This is a genomic window from Branchiibius sp. NY16-3462-2, assembly GCF_001594145.1.
In the GTDB taxonomy this organism is placed as follows: Bacteria; Actinomycetota; Actinomycetes; order Actinomycetales; family Dermatophilaceae; genus Branchiibius.
This window is the reverse complement of the sequence record NZ_LVCF01000003.1, coordinates 1-16,529: the sequence shown is the minus strand read 5'-3', so window position 1 is coordinate 16,529 and position 16,529 is coordinate 1. Positions and strand designations below refer to the sequence as shown.

General features: G+C 65.1%; 14 protein-coding genes and 1 riboswitch. Of the genes, 4 read left to right on the top strand and 10 right to left on the bottom strand.

Going from position 1 to position 16,529, the window contains the following annotated elements:
• Positions 1–1,405 (top strand): hypothetical protein (locus AZH51_RS03565; RefSeq protein ID WP_291521424.1); only part of this gene is annotated, 1,405 nt, incomplete at its 5' end.
• Positions 1,406–1,434: 29 nt separating this feature from the next.
• Here AZH51_RS03565 and AZH51_RS03560 read toward each other — a convergent pair.
• From AZH51_RS03560 to AZH51_RS03545, 4 genes are read right to left on the bottom strand one after another with little or no spacing between them, the layout of a single operon-like run.
• On the bottom strand, positions 1,435–2,634 hold the full coding sequence (locus AZH51_RS03560) for a winged helix DNA-binding domain-containing protein (RefSeq protein ID WP_291521422.1): 1,200 nt from the start codon (positions 2,632–2,634) through the stop codon (positions 1,435–1,437).
• Positions 2,631–3,071 carry a VOC family protein gene (locus AZH51_RS03555; RefSeq protein ID WP_291521421.1) on the bottom strand — a complete coding sequence of 147 codons (441 nt, stop codon included), beginning with the start codon at positions 3,069–3,071 and terminating at the stop codon, positions 2,631–2,633. The genes AZH51_RS03560 and AZH51_RS03555 overlap by 4 nt, the downstream gene beginning before the upstream one ends.
• Positions 3,072–3,102: 31 nt before the next feature.
• On the bottom strand, positions 3,103–4,119 hold the full coding sequence (locus tag AZH51_RS03550; RefSeq protein ID WP_291521419.1) for an LLM class flavin-dependent oxidoreductase: 1,017 nt from the start codon (positions 4,117–4,119) through the stop codon (positions 3,103–3,105).
• On the bottom strand, positions 4,116–4,919 hold the full coding sequence (locus tag AZH51_RS03545; RefSeq protein WP_291521417.1) for a DUF1684 domain-containing protein: 804 nt from the start codon (positions 4,917–4,919) through the stop codon (positions 4,116–4,118). The genes AZH51_RS03550 and AZH51_RS03545 overlap by 4 nt, the downstream gene beginning before the upstream one ends.
• Positions 4,920–4,929: 10 nt before the next feature.
• A riboswitch (SAM riboswitch) is annotated at positions 4,930–5,043 on the bottom strand.
• A gap of 97 nt (positions 5,044–5,140) precedes the next feature.
• On the opposite strand from AZH51_RS03545, the gene AZH51_RS03540 reads away from it, so the two are divergent.
• Positions 5,141–5,479 carry a hypothetical protein gene (locus AZH51_RS03540; protein WP_291521415.1) on the top strand — a complete coding sequence of 113 codons (339 nt, stop codon included), beginning with the start codon at positions 5,141–5,143 and terminating at the stop codon, positions 5,477–5,479.
• Between the two features lie 30 nt (positions 5,480–5,509).
• Here AZH51_RS03540 and AZH51_RS03535 read toward each other — a convergent pair whose 3' ends face one another.
• Positions 5,510–5,821 (bottom strand): nucleotidyltransferase family protein, encoded by a 312-nt coding sequence (locus tag AZH51_RS03535; RefSeq protein ID WP_291521412.1) that lies wholly within the window; start codon positions 5,819–5,821, stop codon positions 5,510–5,512.
• 427 nt (positions 5,822–6,248) lie between these two features.
• Here AZH51_RS03535 and AZH51_RS03530 point away from each other — a divergent pair, with 427 nt between their 5' ends.
• Complete coding sequence (locus AZH51_RS03530; protein WP_291521411.1) at positions 6,249–7,373, top strand: site-specific integrase; 1,125 nt, start codon at positions 6,249–6,251, stop codon at positions 7,371–7,373.
• A 9-nt stretch (positions 7,374–7,382) separates the two neighbouring features.
• Here AZH51_RS03530 and AZH51_RS03525 read toward each other — a convergent pair whose 3' ends face one another.
• The 4 genes from AZH51_RS03525 to AZH51_RS03510 form a co-directional block, all read right to left on the bottom strand.
• Positions 7,383–8,723 (bottom strand): BREX system Lon protease-like protein BrxL, encoded by a 1,341-nt coding sequence (locus AZH51_RS03525; protein ID WP_291521409.1) that lies wholly within the window; start codon positions 8,721–8,723, stop codon positions 7,383–7,385.
• Positions 8,717–11,710: a BREX system P-loop protein BrxC gene (gene brxC, locus AZH51_RS03520; RefSeq protein WP_291521407.1), complete on the bottom strand. Its 2,994-nt coding sequence runs from the start codon at positions 11,708–11,710 to the stop codon at positions 8,717–8,719. The genes AZH51_RS03525 and brxC overlap by 7 nt, the downstream gene beginning before the upstream one ends.
• 4 nt (positions 11,711–11,714) lie before the next feature.
• Positions 11,715–12,245, bottom strand: a complete 531-nt coding sequence (locus tag AZH51_RS03515; RefSeq protein WP_291521426.1) for a DUF1788 domain-containing protein — start codon at positions 12,243–12,245, stop codon at positions 11,715–11,717.
• A gap of 80 nt (positions 12,246–12,325) precedes the next feature.
• Positions 12,326–12,940, bottom strand: a complete 615-nt coding sequence (locus AZH51_RS03510) for a DUF1819 family protein (protein WP_291521405.1) — start codon at positions 12,938–12,940, stop codon at positions 12,326–12,328.
• A 493-nt stretch (positions 12,941–13,433) separates the two neighbouring features.
• Here AZH51_RS03510 and mobF point away from each other — a divergent pair, with 493 nt between their 5' ends.
• Positions 13,434–16,103, top strand: coding sequence for a MobF family relaxase (gene mobF, locus AZH51_RS03505; protein ID WP_291521403.1), 2,670 nt, complete (start codon positions 13,434–13,436; stop codon positions 16,101–16,103).
• Between the two features lie 17 nt (positions 16,104–16,120).
• On the opposite strand, the gene AZH51_RS03500 is transcribed toward mobF, so the two are convergent.
• Positions 16,121–16,529 (bottom strand): hypothetical protein (locus AZH51_RS03500; protein WP_291521402.1); only part of this gene is annotated, 409 nt, incomplete at its 5' end.

Genomic DNA, 16,529 nt, shown 5'->3' with positions numbered 1-16,529 from the left:
GCGCGTGTGGCGGCACTGCGCGGCAAACCCTGATCTGCGGACCCAGCGCACCATCGCCCCGTTGATGCGCACTCATCCCGGCGTGGCCAAGGACCTGTCCTACACAACGCTGTCCCGCTACGAGAATGGCGCGGTCCCGGTGACGCTGGACCTGGTCACCGCATTCGAAAATGTGCTGGGGCTGCCGCCGGGCATCATCGGGGCGCACCTGCAGGACAGCGACGTGGTGCGGATCGACCGGTTCCAGCGCCGTAGCTTGCTGGACCGGATGGATGAAGGACTGAACGGCCCCGATTGGCAGCAACTCAGCCACCTGTTGACCGCGCCGACCGGTGGCCTGGTGTTGCGCAGCGATGACACCCAGGCACTGATCTCCCGGCTGATGACCGAGATGGCGGTTTCGCTGGGCCCCGCCTACCAGTTCCGGATGCAGGCACTGGTCCGGTTGGCCAAGGACGAATTCACCCAGGATCTGGTCGGCGACGCCGTCGAGGAGCACCTCACCGCGTGCGGCTACTCAGTCATCGGCGACGCCCTGGAACTGCTGCCCAAGGCCCACCACCCGCGCACCGCCGATGTCCTGATGGACAACTACCAGAATCTCAGCGGGGCGGCCCTGGTCCTCGCCGGCGGCGCGATCGAGATGGCCATCATGCAGGACCAGATCACGCCGCGCTTCTGGTCGCGGCTGTGCGAGCAACTGCTGGCCGACCTCAGCCAGCCCGGGTCACCCCGCTACCCGACGGCGTTGTTGATCTTCGACCTGCTGCTGCGCCCGGCGCAGGCCTATCTGCTCAGTCGGATGGGCGATAGTGCGCGGCGGGCCATCACCGATCACCACAAAACTCACTCAACGCTGGCCCGGAGCACCGAGGAGGTGCGGGTACTACGGGCCAGGTGCGACCTCATCGCTGAGAAGTTGCTCGAGCAGACCAAGCCGCACCGACCGGCCACCTTGACCGAGGGCCTCATCTACTGGTTGCGGGAAGCGCTCGCCGAAGAGACGCGTCCATTGGACGGCGCCATGGTGCTGGCGTCCAGCCCGTTCGCCGACGCGCTGTCCCGGCATCTGGAGCACCACGACCACGACCTGCCCGGCGCCGCCGCGACGCTCAACTCCTGCCAGCGGTATGACCCGGGCAGTCTCGCCGAGTCCTACCGGGTGGCTGCTCCTGCGGAGCGGGGCGGGCTCCTGGTCCCGTTGGCGCACAACCGGGTCTATCCCAAGGACGTCGACCTGGCGAAGGAGATGAAGGCCCCCGAGTTGGACCGTCGCCGGGTGCTTTATGCAGCCGGTATGTCCTCCCACCCGGAACTGGAGCAACTGTCGCAGGATTCCAGCCTCAACCCGTTCGAGCGCAGCGCTGCCCGGTGGTGGTCGCGGGTCGACATCCCGCCGGCCTGACCGCCCAGGGTTTCAGCTCCGATCGGGGTTCAGTTCCGCAGCGAACGCTCCAGGGGCGTAGGAAAGACGGGTGTGACCACGGCGCCCTCGAGTCTGGGCTCGAGATCGGCTGCGGCAGTAGCGATCGCGGTTAAGGCTTCGCTGCCGTGGTCACCGGGGATTGCGGTACGGATCTGCCCGCCGCTGCTCATCGCCCACGCTCCCACGAGTTGCCCGTCCCACCAGATCGTCGGCCCCAGGTTGCCGTTCCGGTCGAAGACCAGGGTGCGGTCCACTCCCATGAACCAGTCCCGCTGCTTCCACCCCATTGGCGTCGGGTCGAGGGCCGGCAGGAGGGTGGCAACGGGCGGATCATCCTGTGCCGCAGCCAGATCGGCCTCAAGGGTGCCTCTCAGCGCTACGCCGGGCAGACCGTGCAGATCGACGTCCTCCAGGGGCATGCTCTCGATCGCGTTGCGCACCGCGGTCTTGGTCCAGCCGGTCCACCATTGCAGGTCCTCCAGCGTCGCCGGTCCGAATGCTTCGAGCCACCTGCGCGCCCAATCCCGCTGCGCCGCGGTTACATCCGGTGTCGCGAGCCCATCGGGCCACCAGGTGTCGACCGGCTCCCACCGGTGACTCCTGACGGTCCAGGATCCGCCGGGGACTGCCCGCACCAACCGGCCCTGGGCGCTCATCATCGCCAGCAGCGTGCTGGTCAGATTCTGCGGCTGGTCCGAGGGCGCGCTCGGCAGCAGTCGGGTCGACAGGCGCGGTTCGGCGCGGCTGAGTTCGGCCCCGGTCGCCGTACCCAATTGCTGCAGAGTGGTTTCCGCGGCATCGGCGACGTCGTCCAGCCACTGCGCCGGGTCACCGTCGATCGGCGGCTCGGTGCCCGCGCGGCGTACCCGACTCACCAGCCGGGTTCGCAGCGTGGCCGCCAGCGGGGTGCTCACCGCCGCCTGCACGAGCGGGTTGTCCGCGCGGTCGAAGACGAACAGGGTACGCCGCATGGCCAACCACCGGACCAGCATCCGCTCGACGTACATCGCCTCCCAGACGTCACTCAGCCGGGTGGTGCGGCTGCGGGCAAGGACCGAAAGGTAGGGCGAGGCAGGGTCGGTCGAGTGCAGGGCGAGCAGCGAGCGCACGACCTGCTCTGGTCCTGATGCGTCGCCGGCGAGGTGGTGCCGGCGCGCGATGAGGCGTCGCCGCTGCTGCTCGGTGATGCGAACCGGACCGCGGCTCACGGGTTGGCCGTCAAGTCCTGGGCCAGCATCACGATGATTCCGCTCGGACCGCGCAGGTAGGTGAGTTTGTAACTGTCGCCGTACGTCGCGACGCCCCGCAGCGGGTAGCACCCGTGCCGTGCGGCGATCGCCAGGGACTCCTCGATGTCGTCGACCGAGAAGGCGACCCGGTGCATGCCGATCTCGTTGGGCAGGGTCGGGGTGGTTTCGATAGCCAGGTCGTCGAGGTACTCGAACAGTTCTAAGGTGCCCTGCCCGCCGGGGGTTTGGAGCTTGGCGATCTTGGCGTGGTTGCCGTCGAGCCCGACCGCGGTGTCGGACCATTCGCCGCTGACCTCGTCCCGACCAAGGACGCTGAGCCCGAGGTCAGTGAAGAAGGCCACTGCCTCCTCGATGTCACGTACGGCGATCCCGACGTTCTCCAGTGTGATCGGCATTCCCTCACGGTAGCCAGGCGCTCGGACAGGGTCAGCCCGCCAGAGCAGCCACCGCCGGGCGCCAGCCCAGCTGCGGGGCTAGGTTCTCTGCGACATCGGAGAGGATCTGTCGGTAGTCGTCCAGACCGAGCTCGTAGGGCAACTCCACCCGCAACTCCTCGGTGGCACCGAAGGCGGCATCTGCGTGCAGCTGTTCGGCGATCTGCTCGTCAGTGCCGATGAGGTCCGGAGCGAAGAGGACTCCACGTGGCCCGTGCGCGGTCTTCGTGCGCTCGGTGCGTGAGGCGACGTAGGCGCGGTAGCGCTCGCGGGTCCGCTGATCGGCACTGTCCAACGGCAGGATGACCCTTCCGAGGCCGACCCGCCGTTCAGCACCGCCACCCGCCCGGAACTGCTCGATCAGATCCCGTTGTGTTGCAGCGAAATCCGTCGCACCCTCACCGCTGATGATGTTGCCGGTCAGCAGGTGGTAGCCATGCTCGCCCGACCACCGCACGGAGCGGGCGCTGGTGCCGCCGTACCAGAGCCGGTCAACCAGACCCGGGCTGTAGGGCTGGATCCGCGGTCGCTGGATATTGCCGGGTGACTCGATGCGGGTGTCTTCGTCTCCGAGATATTCGCCGGACAGAGCTTCGCGGACGCGTTCGATCCGCTCGTAGCCCAATTCGTAACTGCGCCAGTCACCTTCGTGCACCAGATCCGCGAGGAGCTCCGGGTGCGGCATACCGGTGCTGAAGCCGGGTTGGAGACGACCACCGGAGAGTACGTCGACCGTGGCCAGGTCCTCGGCCAACCGGACCGGGTTTTCATACCCGATCGGGATGACCGCGGTGCCGAGTTCGATGCGGTGTGTCCGCTGGCTGGCTGCGGCCAGGAAGACGGCTGCCGCCGAGACGCCGTGCTCCAGGTGGCGCTGGCGGATCCAGCCGCCGTCGTAACCCAGCCGCTCGGCGTACTCGAAGAGTTGGAGGGTCTCCTCCAGGCCCTTACCCGGGCGGTCGTCCAGGTAGTTGCCGGGGGTGAGGAAATGCAGTTTGCGCAGCGTCACAGCGGGGTCTTCTCGCCGGCCTCCACCGCGATCGGTAGGCGGTTCTGGGCGGGCGGCAGCGGGCAGGTGGCGTACGGCGTGTAGGCGCAGGGCAGGTTGGTCGCGCGGTTGAAGTCGAGCGTGACCCGGCCGTCCGCGTCGGGCGCGGGGACCGACAGGGCCCGGTTCGCGGCGTACGTGCTGACGCCGCTCGTCGCGTCGCGCAGGAGCACCAGCAGGTTGTCGCCGTGGCCGGGGAAGGCGACCAGGGTCAGGTCCTGGCCGTCCTTGCTGAAGTGGATCTCGCCGGGTGCGTCGTAGACGTGCTGGAGGTCGTCGACGGCGGCGCCGACGGTGGTGGGGATGGGTTCGGCGTACGCCGTGTAGCGGCCCTCGAGGACCCAGGACGGGTCGGGGGCGAAGGTGGGGGTGCCTTCGTAGGCGGTGAGGATCTCGTGGTCGGGGTGGCGGGGGCGGATGATGTCCTGGCCGCCGCGCTTGGCGATCTCGATGACACCGTCCTCGAATCCGGCTGTGACACCGCCTCGTTCGGGGATGATACCGAAGTCGACCTGCTCGTCGCTGCGGGGTTGACCGTCGTAGTCGAGGATCTCGCCGGCTGCCAGGGTCACGTGGATGCCGGCGTCGTCGGTCCACCACTGGCCGGGGGCGCGTTCGAAGCGCTGCGGCTCGTCGGTGAGGTAGTGCAGACCGGTGACGGCGAGGAAACCGTGCTTGTCCGCCCGCGCTTCCTCGTGCTGGTCGTGCCACTGCTGCCAGTCGGCGGCGAAGTCGGTGCTATCGATGACGGCGTTACTCATGTGCTGCTCCCTCTCGCGCTTGCCCGCCGGGGTTCCGGTCGGGCCGGGCTTTCACCTGGAGCACCCCACCGCGAAGGAGGGTTGCCGGTCAGCAAGCCAGGGCTTGTCGCTGACACTCAATGCCTACTGTGACGGTAGGTTATTTTCAGCCGGGTTGTCCACTTCTGTTCGGACGGGGTTTCGGGGGGTCCATCCTGGCGCGGGTGCAATACGGTTCGTCTATGAAGAAGCTCAAGCTGACGCTCTTGGTGCTCGGCCTTATTGCGGGAATCGTCGGCGGAATCATGTTGATCATGGTCATCAGCGTCGACCTGAAGGTGATCTGGGAGATCGCCACGCGCTACCAGGGCGGCGGTACGACCAAGGGCCTGACCGACCCGCGGCCGAGGATCTTGTGGATCAGTGGGCTCGCGCTGGGTGCCGGTCTGCTGATCGGGCTGGGCTTGGGGCTGCCGCTACACCGGGCGCTGTCGCAGAAGAAGCTGGATGCATTGGTGGAGCAGCGGGTTCAGCAACGCCTGGCCGGCACCCCCGAAACCCCAGAGCAACCGGCCAACTGACCCCCTCGGCCGGTCACACTGCTGGGCTGGTTAAATCGCCACCGCTTCGCTGAGCACCCGGTCGCGCATCGGTCCGCGCAGGGAGTTGAGCGCGATCACGTCGACCTCGACCTGCAGCAAGTCGGCGAGGGCGAGACGAAGGCCGACTTCGTCGAGCAAGGTTGCCTTGTCGGTGAATTCAACCAGCAGGTCAACGTCCGACCCTGGCTGGTCCTCACCTCGGGCGACAGAGCCGAACACCCTTGGCTCGGTCGCGTGGTGAGCGTGGACCAGAGCCTCAATCTCTTCCCGACACTGGCGAACACGCGCCGACGGAAGTACGGCCAGCGTGCGGATGTCCACGGCTTCAGGTTAGGCCCGGGGAGTCATTGACGGCGATGACCGTTGTCGTTGCTGATGCATGTGAAGTGGTGGAGCCAACGGGACTCGAACCCGTAACCCCCTGCTTGCAAAGCGGGGTCATATTTCGTTATACCCGGAATTCCAAGCCTGTGAACTGCGGTTTTAGGGACACTATGCGACACTGGTGCCCGTCAATCTGGCACAGATCTGGCACAGATCTGGCACTGGCAGATTGAAAGCAGGGGGCAACCCCTCTTGCGGGGAGGTTGATCGGATGGTCAGCAAGGCGGCATCAGGCAACGTGCGGAAGGTGCACGTTGCGTCGTGTTCGCAGCGGCAGAAGTGCACCTGCGGCGGCCGAGGAACCCACCAGCGCTCATGCCCGAAGTCGGAACGCTGCCGATGCGACGGCCGGTGGCAAGCACGGGTGACTACGCCTGCGGGAGTGACGGTCTCGGCACCGTCGACGTTCCGGGCGAAGGTCGACGCGGAGGAGTGGGTGAAGGCCGAGCGCCAGCTGATGGAGGACCCGTCCGCGTACGTCACGCCGCAGCGCCGGATGGAGGCCGTCAAGGAGAAAGAGCGGCGCGAGGCGGCGAATACGTTTGCGGTGTACGCCGATCGGTACCTGACCGAGCGCGATCTGCGGCCGAACACGGGACGCGAATACGGCCGGGTGCTGCGGACCCAGCTGCTGCCGGTGTTCGGTGATGTGCCGTTGAAGGCGATCACACGGGAGATGGTCCGTGAGTGGCACTCGTCGCTACCGCGGTCGACGCCGGCCGGCAACGCGGCCACGTATCGGTTGCTGCGGTCGATCATGAAGGCGGCCGAGGACGAAGAGCTGATCGAACGCAACCCGGTGCGGATCCCGAAGGCGTCCGCGGCGAAGGTGCGCAAGGAGCAAAAGCCCTCTCCCGTAGACGAACTCGCGATCATTGTCGACGCGATGCCGGAGCGGCTGCGGCTCTTCATCGTGCTCGCCGCGTTCGGCGGGATGCGCGAGGGGGAGATCTTCGAGCTGCGCCGGTCGGACATCGACGCCTCGACCGGAGCGATCGCGGTGCGCCGGAAGATCGAGAAGGACGCGAATCCCGCTGCGGAGGGGGCATGTCCGGACTGCGGCCGCGTCATCGGGCCACCCAAGACCGCGAAGGGGACGCGGGTCGTGCACCTGCCACCGGCGTTCCTGCCGATGCTGCGGGCGCACCTGCTGGCGCACACGGCGCCCGGCGCTCTCGGTCTTCTGTTCCCCGGCGAGCGGAAGGACCACATGAGCGCGCGGTATCTGCTGTCGCGGTACGAGCTCGCGCGGTCAGCGGCGGGCCGGCCGGATCTCACGATCCACGGCCTGCGGCACTCGGCGCTGACGCTCGCCGGTCAACACGGTGCGACACCAGCGGAACTGCAGGCCCGCGCGGGACATGCGTCACTCGCGGCGATGGCGATCTACCAGCACGCCACCATCGACCGCGACCGCCAACTCGCGGACAGGATTGGTGACAGCGTTGAATTGTCGGCGGCGTGGATGCCAATTCTCACGGAGCGCTAACACGGCTGGTCATTTGGCCTCCTTGCCCTCGTTGATGTAGGTGACGCCAAAAGCGACTACTTGACGGAATTCTTGGCGGCGAGCGCCGATGTCGTACTGACTGCCAGATCCCTTTTGGAATATGTCTAGGCCGCGCCCAAGAAGGATCTTCCAACCGTTGTCGGTCGCGATCGAGCGGTCATGGATGCTCTCGTCCCACTCGACGTTGAACTTGATGCCCGCCGAAGCCGCGCCGTCCTGGATTTCCTTGAGCATCAGGAGGTGCTGCTGTTGGAAGTCGCCGTTGTCTTCCTTGGTGACGAGCTTGACGGCGATCTCGTCGGCTGGGTCCTTGATGGAGGCGACCAACGCGAGGAGGTCGACGAGGTTGCGTCCTTGGTGCGGCAGGCGAATGTACGGGTCGACGATCCGAATGTCCCTAGCTCCGCGCAGATACGGCAACAGAAGGCTCTCGTAGGAGACGCCGCGTTGGTTCTCTTGAAATTCGCGGTGCCCCTCGAAAAGTGGCTCCGGCGTGGGCGGGGCCTCGAACGCGGTAGCCGCAGCCGCAGAGTCGGTGGAAGAGCCGCTGTCCATCACCTCGCGACCGGCGTCAACGCCCCGCTCGTGGTAATAGGCCGGATACTCGTCCTCCTCAAGGGTTGTGACGCCGCGCCACTCGCCGGCTTTGTCGGAGTAGCCGAACTTCACCTCAGCCATCGTTGAGTCGATCCGCAGGATCTGATCCTTGACGCGCTTGCGACCCTCGACCGCGAACCGGAGGATCTCCTCGATTTGCTCCTTTGTCGCCTCCCCGTGGGGGTAGATAATCTTCATAAGGCCGGAGAACGTCTTGTGGATGCCGTCGCGGTCGCGCGTGGAGATATCCGAGCCGAGCGTGAAGTATTGCTGGTAGCGGTCGGAGTAGTCGGCGTCACGCATCGACTTCAAGACCTCGGCGATGTAGTCGACGACGAACCCGTAGCCGTCAGAGAACATCTCGCTGCGGATGGTGTCGACTTCCCAGCCGGGGATGTAGAAGTGGAGGCGGTCGAGGAAGGCCGAGTCGTGGTAGCTCTCCGGCAGTTCGTCGAAGAGGTCGGAGTGCTTCAGCATGTACGGCACGTTGTGCGAGGTGTTGCCGACGAAGACCATCGACGCCTCGGCTCCGAGCGTCTCGACGCCACGCGAGAACGACTTGTTCGCCATGTAGTTCTTCATGATGTCAACGAGCGCCTTGTCGGTGCGCTTCTTCTTTCCAGCGAACTCGTCGAAGGCCACGACGTCCCAGTAGCCGACCAGGCCGAGGCGGCCGTTGGAGTTGTTGACGAAGAGTTTGGGGACGGTGACCTCTCCACCGGAGATCAACATCCCGTGGGGCGGGCAGGTAGCGCGGTGCCGGCGGGCAGGTAGCCGAGATTTCCGGTGTTGGCGCTCAGAAGGGCGTCCGCCTCATCGAAGATCTTGGCCTGTTGGCCATTGAGGAAGGATTTGATCGGATCGACCAGGTCCTCCTTGGCCTCGATCAGCTCGTCGGCTTTGTCGAAGTCGCTGAGGTACCAGTCGATGGGCTTGCCGACGACCTGATCGAGCAGGCTGACGACGCCTGACAGCTGGCCGACGAACGGGTAGCGGCTACTGCTGACGAGGGCGTTGAGCTCGTCCCGCTTGGCAGCAAGTTTGTCCTTACCGAAGCGTGCCAGCTCGGTCGAGTCGCTTGGCACGGCACCCTCGTCGAAGAAGTCAGTGCAGAACGTCTTGAACTTGGCGACCTTCGTCGCGTCGTATGCCTTCTGCGGCGCGACGACGGTGTGCTGTTGTTTGCCGGTGTTACGGATGATGGATGGGGCCTCGGTCCGCGCGACCGGGTTCGCATCGATCGCAAGCGCGACCTTTCCGTTACCGACCAACCAGCCGAGCACGACCTCGATGGAGCCGAGGTCCCACCCGTAGGGCTTGGACTCGAACCGGTCCACGATCTTCTTGACGGTGACCTGCTCCCCAAGGTTGGTCTGGGAGATGATCCACGACTCCATCTCGGTGCCGGGCGAATTGAGGGCGCTCAGAGGTCCTGCATTGAACAGGCCCGGGTCATTCTGGACGGACCCCGCGACCTGCTGCTCCGGGTAGACCTTCCCTCCGAGCAGGCCGAGGTTCGTGTAGGTCCGGTTGACGAGTTCTTGGAACCCGTCGGAGACCCGGGACACGGCGTCCTGAGAGGAGGACGCGATCTCAGCGGCGTTGATGATCAGCTGAGCCTTGCCGACAGCTTGGCGGAGGCGCTCAATGAGTCCCTTCTCGCGGTCGGCGTTGAGCATCTGCTTGGATTGCAGGATAGCTTGCGTCGAGGGCGTGGCACCCGAGTTGGTCCGCTGCTTGGTGTACTTCTCGGTCTTGAGGAGCAGGCGCAGGTCCGCCAGCAGTCGCTTGTCACGGCCAAGAAAGACGCGCAGTTCGTCCTTGCCCATGCTCTGGGCCGCGATCTCAATGTCGGTGTAGTTCGTCTCGGGCGTGATGAAGTGGATCGTCAGCTCGCGCTGGTTGCCTTGGACGATGTCGTCGAGCTTGTAGCCGAACGGGAAGTCCTGGCCGTTCTTGGCGTACTTGAGCTTATTCGTTTTGAGGATGTCGGAGTAGAGGTACTTGAAGAGCTTCCCCGAGACCTCGGACGAGTCGACGTCGACCGACTTGATCTCCTTCTCGATCTCTTGTTCCTCATTCGTCAGGTACTCGTAGACGTTGCCATTGCGTTGGACGTACGACTGCGTCTCCAGCAAGTTGAGTGCCTCTTGCACCTGCTTGCCGAGCGCGTTGAGGTCGAGACCGAAACGGTCGTAGACGAGCACCGTGAGGTTGCGGGGCGTGGCCTTGAACGTGTCGACGTACTTGACCAGGAACAGCGCTTTCAGTAGTCGGTTAGCGAGAACCGTGACGTCGGATCCCGGGTCGGGAAGGTGCTTCTCGGCCTGGAGGATGGCACTCTGGGCTGCGGACTTCAGCGCCGCGCTGATCCCGGCGAACATCTGGTCAAACGTGGCCAGGTAGCCGACCTGCTCCGCACCGATGCGCTTAGCGACCTCCTGAACCACGCCGAGCATGGACCTCTCGCCGACCGAGCTGTTCTTGCCCTCAAACATGTTGTGTTCCGACAGGCCCTCGATGGCGGCTTGGAACATCGGGATCTGGTAGGTCACGAACGGGTAGGTGCTGATGAAGCGCCCGCCGTCAACGTAGTTACGGTAGGTCTTCGCACCGTCGACGAAGTCGAAGATCGTCTTGAAGTTCGCACCCTCCTTGACGTGGATGGCCATGAGCTCGGCCGCACCCGCGTCGTTCTTCTCAAGGAGGCGCTTGCTGATGACCTCCTCTACGTCCTGGCTGGTGAGTTTCACCTTTGTGCTGAAGCGTGCCTGGATCTTGGAGAAGTCGTTCGCCTGCTGCTTGGTCCGGTCACCAATGACCTTGTCCATGTCCTCCTGGGAGGTAACAAAGACCCACGACTGTCCCTTGCACTTCGTGTTGAGGGACTCGGCGATCGTCTGAAGGTTGAGCATGAGCTTCACGTCGTCGGCGATGAACTGGCCGACCTCGTCGACGAAGAAGTTGAGCCGGAAGCCGGGTTCCTGCTTGTCGATCCACGCCTTCACAGACGTGGCAAAGTCTTCGATGGAGACGGCGTACGACTTCTGGTATTGCGCGATGATGCCGGGGTTGGCCTCTCCGTTGACGTCGGCGAACGCCTTGTCGATGTTGTGGCCTTCGAGCGCCGTCTGCTCTCGTCCCTGCCCCCAGTCGATGCCGGCGTGATTCTGGAATGCAGTCTTGAACGCGTCGTACTGGCCGCGCTTGTCGAGATCCTCCTCGAACCGCGCGACGGCTCCGTCGTTGCCAAAGTAGCCACGACTCTCGTCGAAGACCTTGACGAAGACCTTGAGCAACGCGTCCGTCTGATCCTTGGCGATCAGTGTGGCCTTCTGGTCGATGTTGAAGAGCAGGCTCTTGGCGGGGATGGCGGCAGCCTTCTTGAGCGACGCGATCAGCATGGCGTCATTGGTCTTGCCCAGGAAGCTTTCGCTCACCTCCGCGCGCGGGAACGCCTGACCCTGAACGTCCCCGAGGAGGTGGGCGAGCATCTTCAGGAGGTGCGACTTACCAGAGCCGAAGAAGCCCGAGATCCAAACGCCGTTGGCGTTGGTGTAGTTGGTGTACTCCTCCAGCAACGGGGCCACGCCCTTGGCGGCGTCGTTCGTGAAGACGTACTCCTCGACCTCGATGCCAAGATGGTCGACATCGTCGGCCTTGACGACACCCTCAATCGATCGGGTGACGTCCTTGCGGAAGATCTCGTTGAGTTTCATCGGGTCATGCTTCCTGGTCGAGGATGCGCTTCGCGCGGTAGAAGGAGTCGTCCTTAAGCTGCCCGAACAGAACAAGGGCTGATCCCTGGGTCGCCGACACCTCGTAACGTCCTGGGAAGAACATCAGCATCGGCTTGTCAGAGACGACTGTTTGCAGGTTGTTGAGCACGGTGTGCGAGCGAACGAACGGGAACGCCTCGCCGATGCCTGTGAGGAAGAGGATGTGAAACGACGCCGCCTCGATACGTGCCTTGATGGCCGGCGCCAGGTGCATCTGGGGGTCCAGCATGTTCTGCAGCATCTTGAGGAAGTCGGCCTTGTCCATCGTCGGCTCGGCCGCCAGTACCCGATCCCAGACGTTGCGTTCCTTGAGGAGATCAACGCTTAGGTCGTACAGATTGATCTCTAAGACCTTGATGCCCAGATCGGTGTCCAGCTTCGTCTTGATGCGCTTCTTGGCCTGCGCAACATCGAGCGCCCACGCCGGGTCGTAGTCGTAGATGAAGTGGGCGACCTCGTTGCCCAGGCCCTCCATCTTGAGGAAGCGCTCGCTACTGAGCACCTTGAACAGGTGCTCCTCCTGCTGGGTCAGCGTCGACCTTGGCTCCACCGCTCTCACGCCGCTCTTGTCGGAAAGAATCGAATATCGCTCGGCGTGCGCTGGTGGAGACAGGCGGCGACGCGTGCCGAAAGGAGAACGGGTTCGATGTGCCCCTTAGAGTTCAGCAGGGCAGCTTCGAACATCATCCTGAAGAGTACCTGTCGAAGCTTCTTGTATGAGCTATCGGCGACCTGGTCCAACTCGTCGTGCCACATGGCTTTGCCGCGATAGAACGAGTCGTAGTCCTCATGCCACACGGTGCCCGCCAGCGTGAGGAACCGCTCACGGAGGACTTCCTCGGCGAACTCACCTATCAATGCATAACGCCGACACGCAGCGACCCACATGATGTAACCGCGATCCGTCGGCGTGGCATCGACGAGGAGCTCCAATTCTTCTGGGCTCAGCACTGAAAGCCGCTGGGCGACTTCCCGAGCAAGCCGGATACCGGCAGACCTCGTGCGCGCCTGCAAGAGGTTCCTTTCAAGAGCGATGTCGCGCACCTCCATCCAGTCCAGTCCGTCGAGGCAGATGGGTGCCACGGTGGCCGCCTCTCGCACTAAGAGACCGCCAGTGGTAAACGAGAGCGCGTACACCGGCGCTGCGGCCGAGCTGCTGTTGATGTGCACCCCTCCTGAAAGTCGCAAGTGGATCGCCCTACGTCAGGCTCTAGGGCTCATGCAGTTCCGAGCAAGACCTTAATCTGACCTTCGTTGGTCTGCCCCCGTCCCGGACTGCCGCCAACCTAGCCGAGCGCACAGCTAGTGCCTCACCGCTTCACCATCGCGACGATCCGGCGCACGTGCTCAACCGAGCTCAAATTCAAAGCCGGGCCAGCAACTCCACAACCGGTCCCGCGGCTGCATCCTTCAATTCTTAGGTCATCCGACACCACCCTCTGCATCTCCATAGCGCGGCCCACGACGCAGACATGACGATCTGTGACGACGATTCACGAATCTCGAACGAGTCCGGATCACAATGCCTTTCGGCCTTCCAACCAAGCGGCACGCATGCTACGAATGGTCGTAGAACGGTCCGCCCCTCGGGGCGGGCTTTCGTCGTTTCCGGGGTCATTGACGAGTAGTGACGAGGGTGGTGGAGCAGCGGATGCATGGTGGGGTGAAGTTCTACCGCGGCGCCGCTGGCGCCGCGCGCTTCTACGTGGAGAAGGATCACTCCCGCGCGGACGACTACTACCTGGCCGAGGGCTCCGGTATCGCCTGCCGGTACGTCGCCGACGTAACCCCAACCGGAACCGCCGCCGACCCGGCCACCCAACCGATCGCCGTACGTCAAGCGGCGGACATGGACGGCGACACCTACGAACAATGGGTCGCCGGCTACCAGGTCGCCACCGGGGCACCGAAGGGACGGCTGCGGACCGATGGGAACGCGTTGCGGTTCGTGGAGGTCGTGGTCAACGGACCGAAGACCTGGTCGATAGCCGCCGCGTTGCACCCCGACATCGCGGACGCGTACGACGCCGCGCAGGAGCGTGCGGCGCAGCAGATCATCACCTGGCTCGCGCAACACTCCACCACCCGTGTCGGCCCCCGGGGCCGGCAGGTGCAGGTCCCGGTCGAACAATTGGAGGCCGCAGTGGTCAAGCACTACACGTCCCGGGCCGGTGACCCCCACCGCCACCTGCACCTACAGGTCAACGCCCGGGTCTTCGCCGCCGGCGCCTGGCGGGGCCTCCACTCGGTCGGCACTGTCCAGAGCATTGAGGCCATCAACGGCATCGGGCACGCCGCCGTGATGTGCGACCCGGGCTTTCGTACCTCCCTCGAAAAGAGGGGGTACGAACTGGGTGACGACGGGGAGATACGTCAACTGGCCCCGTATCTGGGTGCATTCAGTCACCGGGCCGCACAGATCACCGCCAACGGTGATAGGTACGAGGCGGCTTGGCGTACCGAGCACCCCGGCCACGAGCCAGGGCCCCGGTTACGTCAGTCGTGGGACCGGCGCGCCTGGGCCGAACACCGACCCGACAAACCCACCCCACACGACGCCACACCGAATAGCGACGGTGGCGATCTGGTGGCGCGGTGGAACCAGGAACTGCTCGGCCTTGATTTCCACCCACCGGCCGCCTCGGTGCGCTCGGCGCCGGTCAGTGTCGATGCGATTCGCCGCGACGTCGCCGCTGACCTGGTCCTGTCCCGGCTTGGTGCGCGCCGGTCGTCGTGGAACGCAGCAGACATCCGCGGTGAGACCGAGAAGCTGATCGCGTCTGTCGGTGTGGTCGCGGACCCCGCAGCGCGCACGAACCTCGCGGAAAGCATCACCGGCCACGCTGTGTCGGCATCGGTTTCGTTGCTGGACCGGGACGACTCCCCGGAGCATGTGCGGGCCCTGACCTCGGCGCGGGTACTGGCCGTGGAAGCCGACCTGAACAGCCACATGGAGACCCGGGCCATCTCCGGTGCCCAGCCGGCGGTCATCACCGGCGCTGACCACCTGGACCCCACTCAACGAGGCGTGGTCGCCGCCCTGGCCGGCCGGACGGACCTGCTGCTGATCGAGGGAGCCGCCGGCAGCGGCAAGACCACCACCCTGGCCGCTGCCCGCACCGCTCTGAACATCCAGGGCCGCCGGTTGGTCGTGGTGACCCCGACCCTCAAGGCCGCCCACGCCGCGCAGGAACAAGTCGGTACCGACGCGTTCTCCGCGGCATGGTTGATCCACCAGTACGGGCACCGCTGGGACGGCGACGGCAACTGGACCCACGCCCCCAACCCGGCACACCAGCTCGATACCGCGGCGCGGCTGCGGCCCGGGGACGTGCTGCTGGTCGACGAAGCCGGGATGCTCGACCAGGACACCGCTCGGGCCCTGTTCGATGTCGCCACCTCAACCGGTGCCACCGTCGCATTACTGGGGGACCGGCACCAACTACCTGCCGTCGGCCGCGGCGGCATCCTGGAGCTCGCCGCCTCATGGGTGCACCACACCGCGCACCTGGAACTGTCCGCGGTCCACCGGTTCACCGACCCGGCGTACGCCGACCTCACCCTGGCCATGCGCGACGGACAACACCCCGAGCAGGTGTTCGACCAACTGCTCGCCCAGAGCCAGATCATCCTGCATGGCAGCGACGCCGAACGCACTGCCGCCCTCGCTCAGCTGGGTGCCGTCACGGGAGCCCTGGTGATGGCCGACACCCGGGAGCAGGTCTCCACCCTCAACGCGGCGATCCGTCATCAACGGCACGAACCCACCGACGCGGCCGGTGTGGTCACCCGCTCTGGGCAGCGGATCGGTGTCGGCGACCGCGTCGCGACGCGCCTGAACAACGCCGCCCTCGGGGTGGCCAACCGGGCCACCTGGATCGTCACCGGCCTCACCCCGGACGGTGGGATCACCGTGACTGACGGTGCGCGTCGTCGTGAACTGCCCGGTTCGTACGTGCAGGGGTTCGTCGAGTTGGCTTACGCCACAACCGTTTACGGCGCCCAAGGGCACACCGTCGACCACGCCCATCTACTCATCGGGGAAGCGACAGGTGCCGCAGCGGCGTACGTCGGCATGACCCGCGGCCGACACACCAACACCGCCCACCTCGTCGCCGAAAACCTCGACGACGCCCGCCGACTATGGGTGGATGTGTTCAACCGAGACCACGCCGACCTCGGACCCGCCCACGCCGCCAGCCTCGCCGCCGACGACATCGAACGGTACGGAACCCAGACACCGCGCCAAGCCGCGTCGGCCACACCTCGCCGGCCGGAACCGTCGATGCCGTCAATGAGCCCCAGTCGACAGGGCCATGGGATCAGCCGATAGCACCTTCGGCCACTGGGTCACCTCTCGTCACCAGCCAACTCGAGTAGCCGCTCGTACACGATGGTCGGCGTGCGAGAGAGCCAGGAGAATGTTTCGTCCGGTTGGCAGTAGGTCCGCCAGATCATTCCCGCCAGCACCTGAGGGATGGTCGCGCCTGCACAGGTGAACATCGCCTGGACGACATCGCCCGTCATCCACCGGAACTCGACGTCGTCTTGGACGGTCGTCACCTGCAGTTCGTCGCCGTCGGAGGGACCGGGATAGACCATGTGCTCATCTGTCCAATCGGCAGGCGTGGTCTTCCAGGTGTGCTCGGCTTCGTGAAGGCGGTGTTCACCCTGCTCACTCGGCTTCATCCCAACGCAGATCCTTCGGAGTTCCCGCTCGATGTTCGCGACGGCGCTGGTCGCTGACCGGTCAGCGACC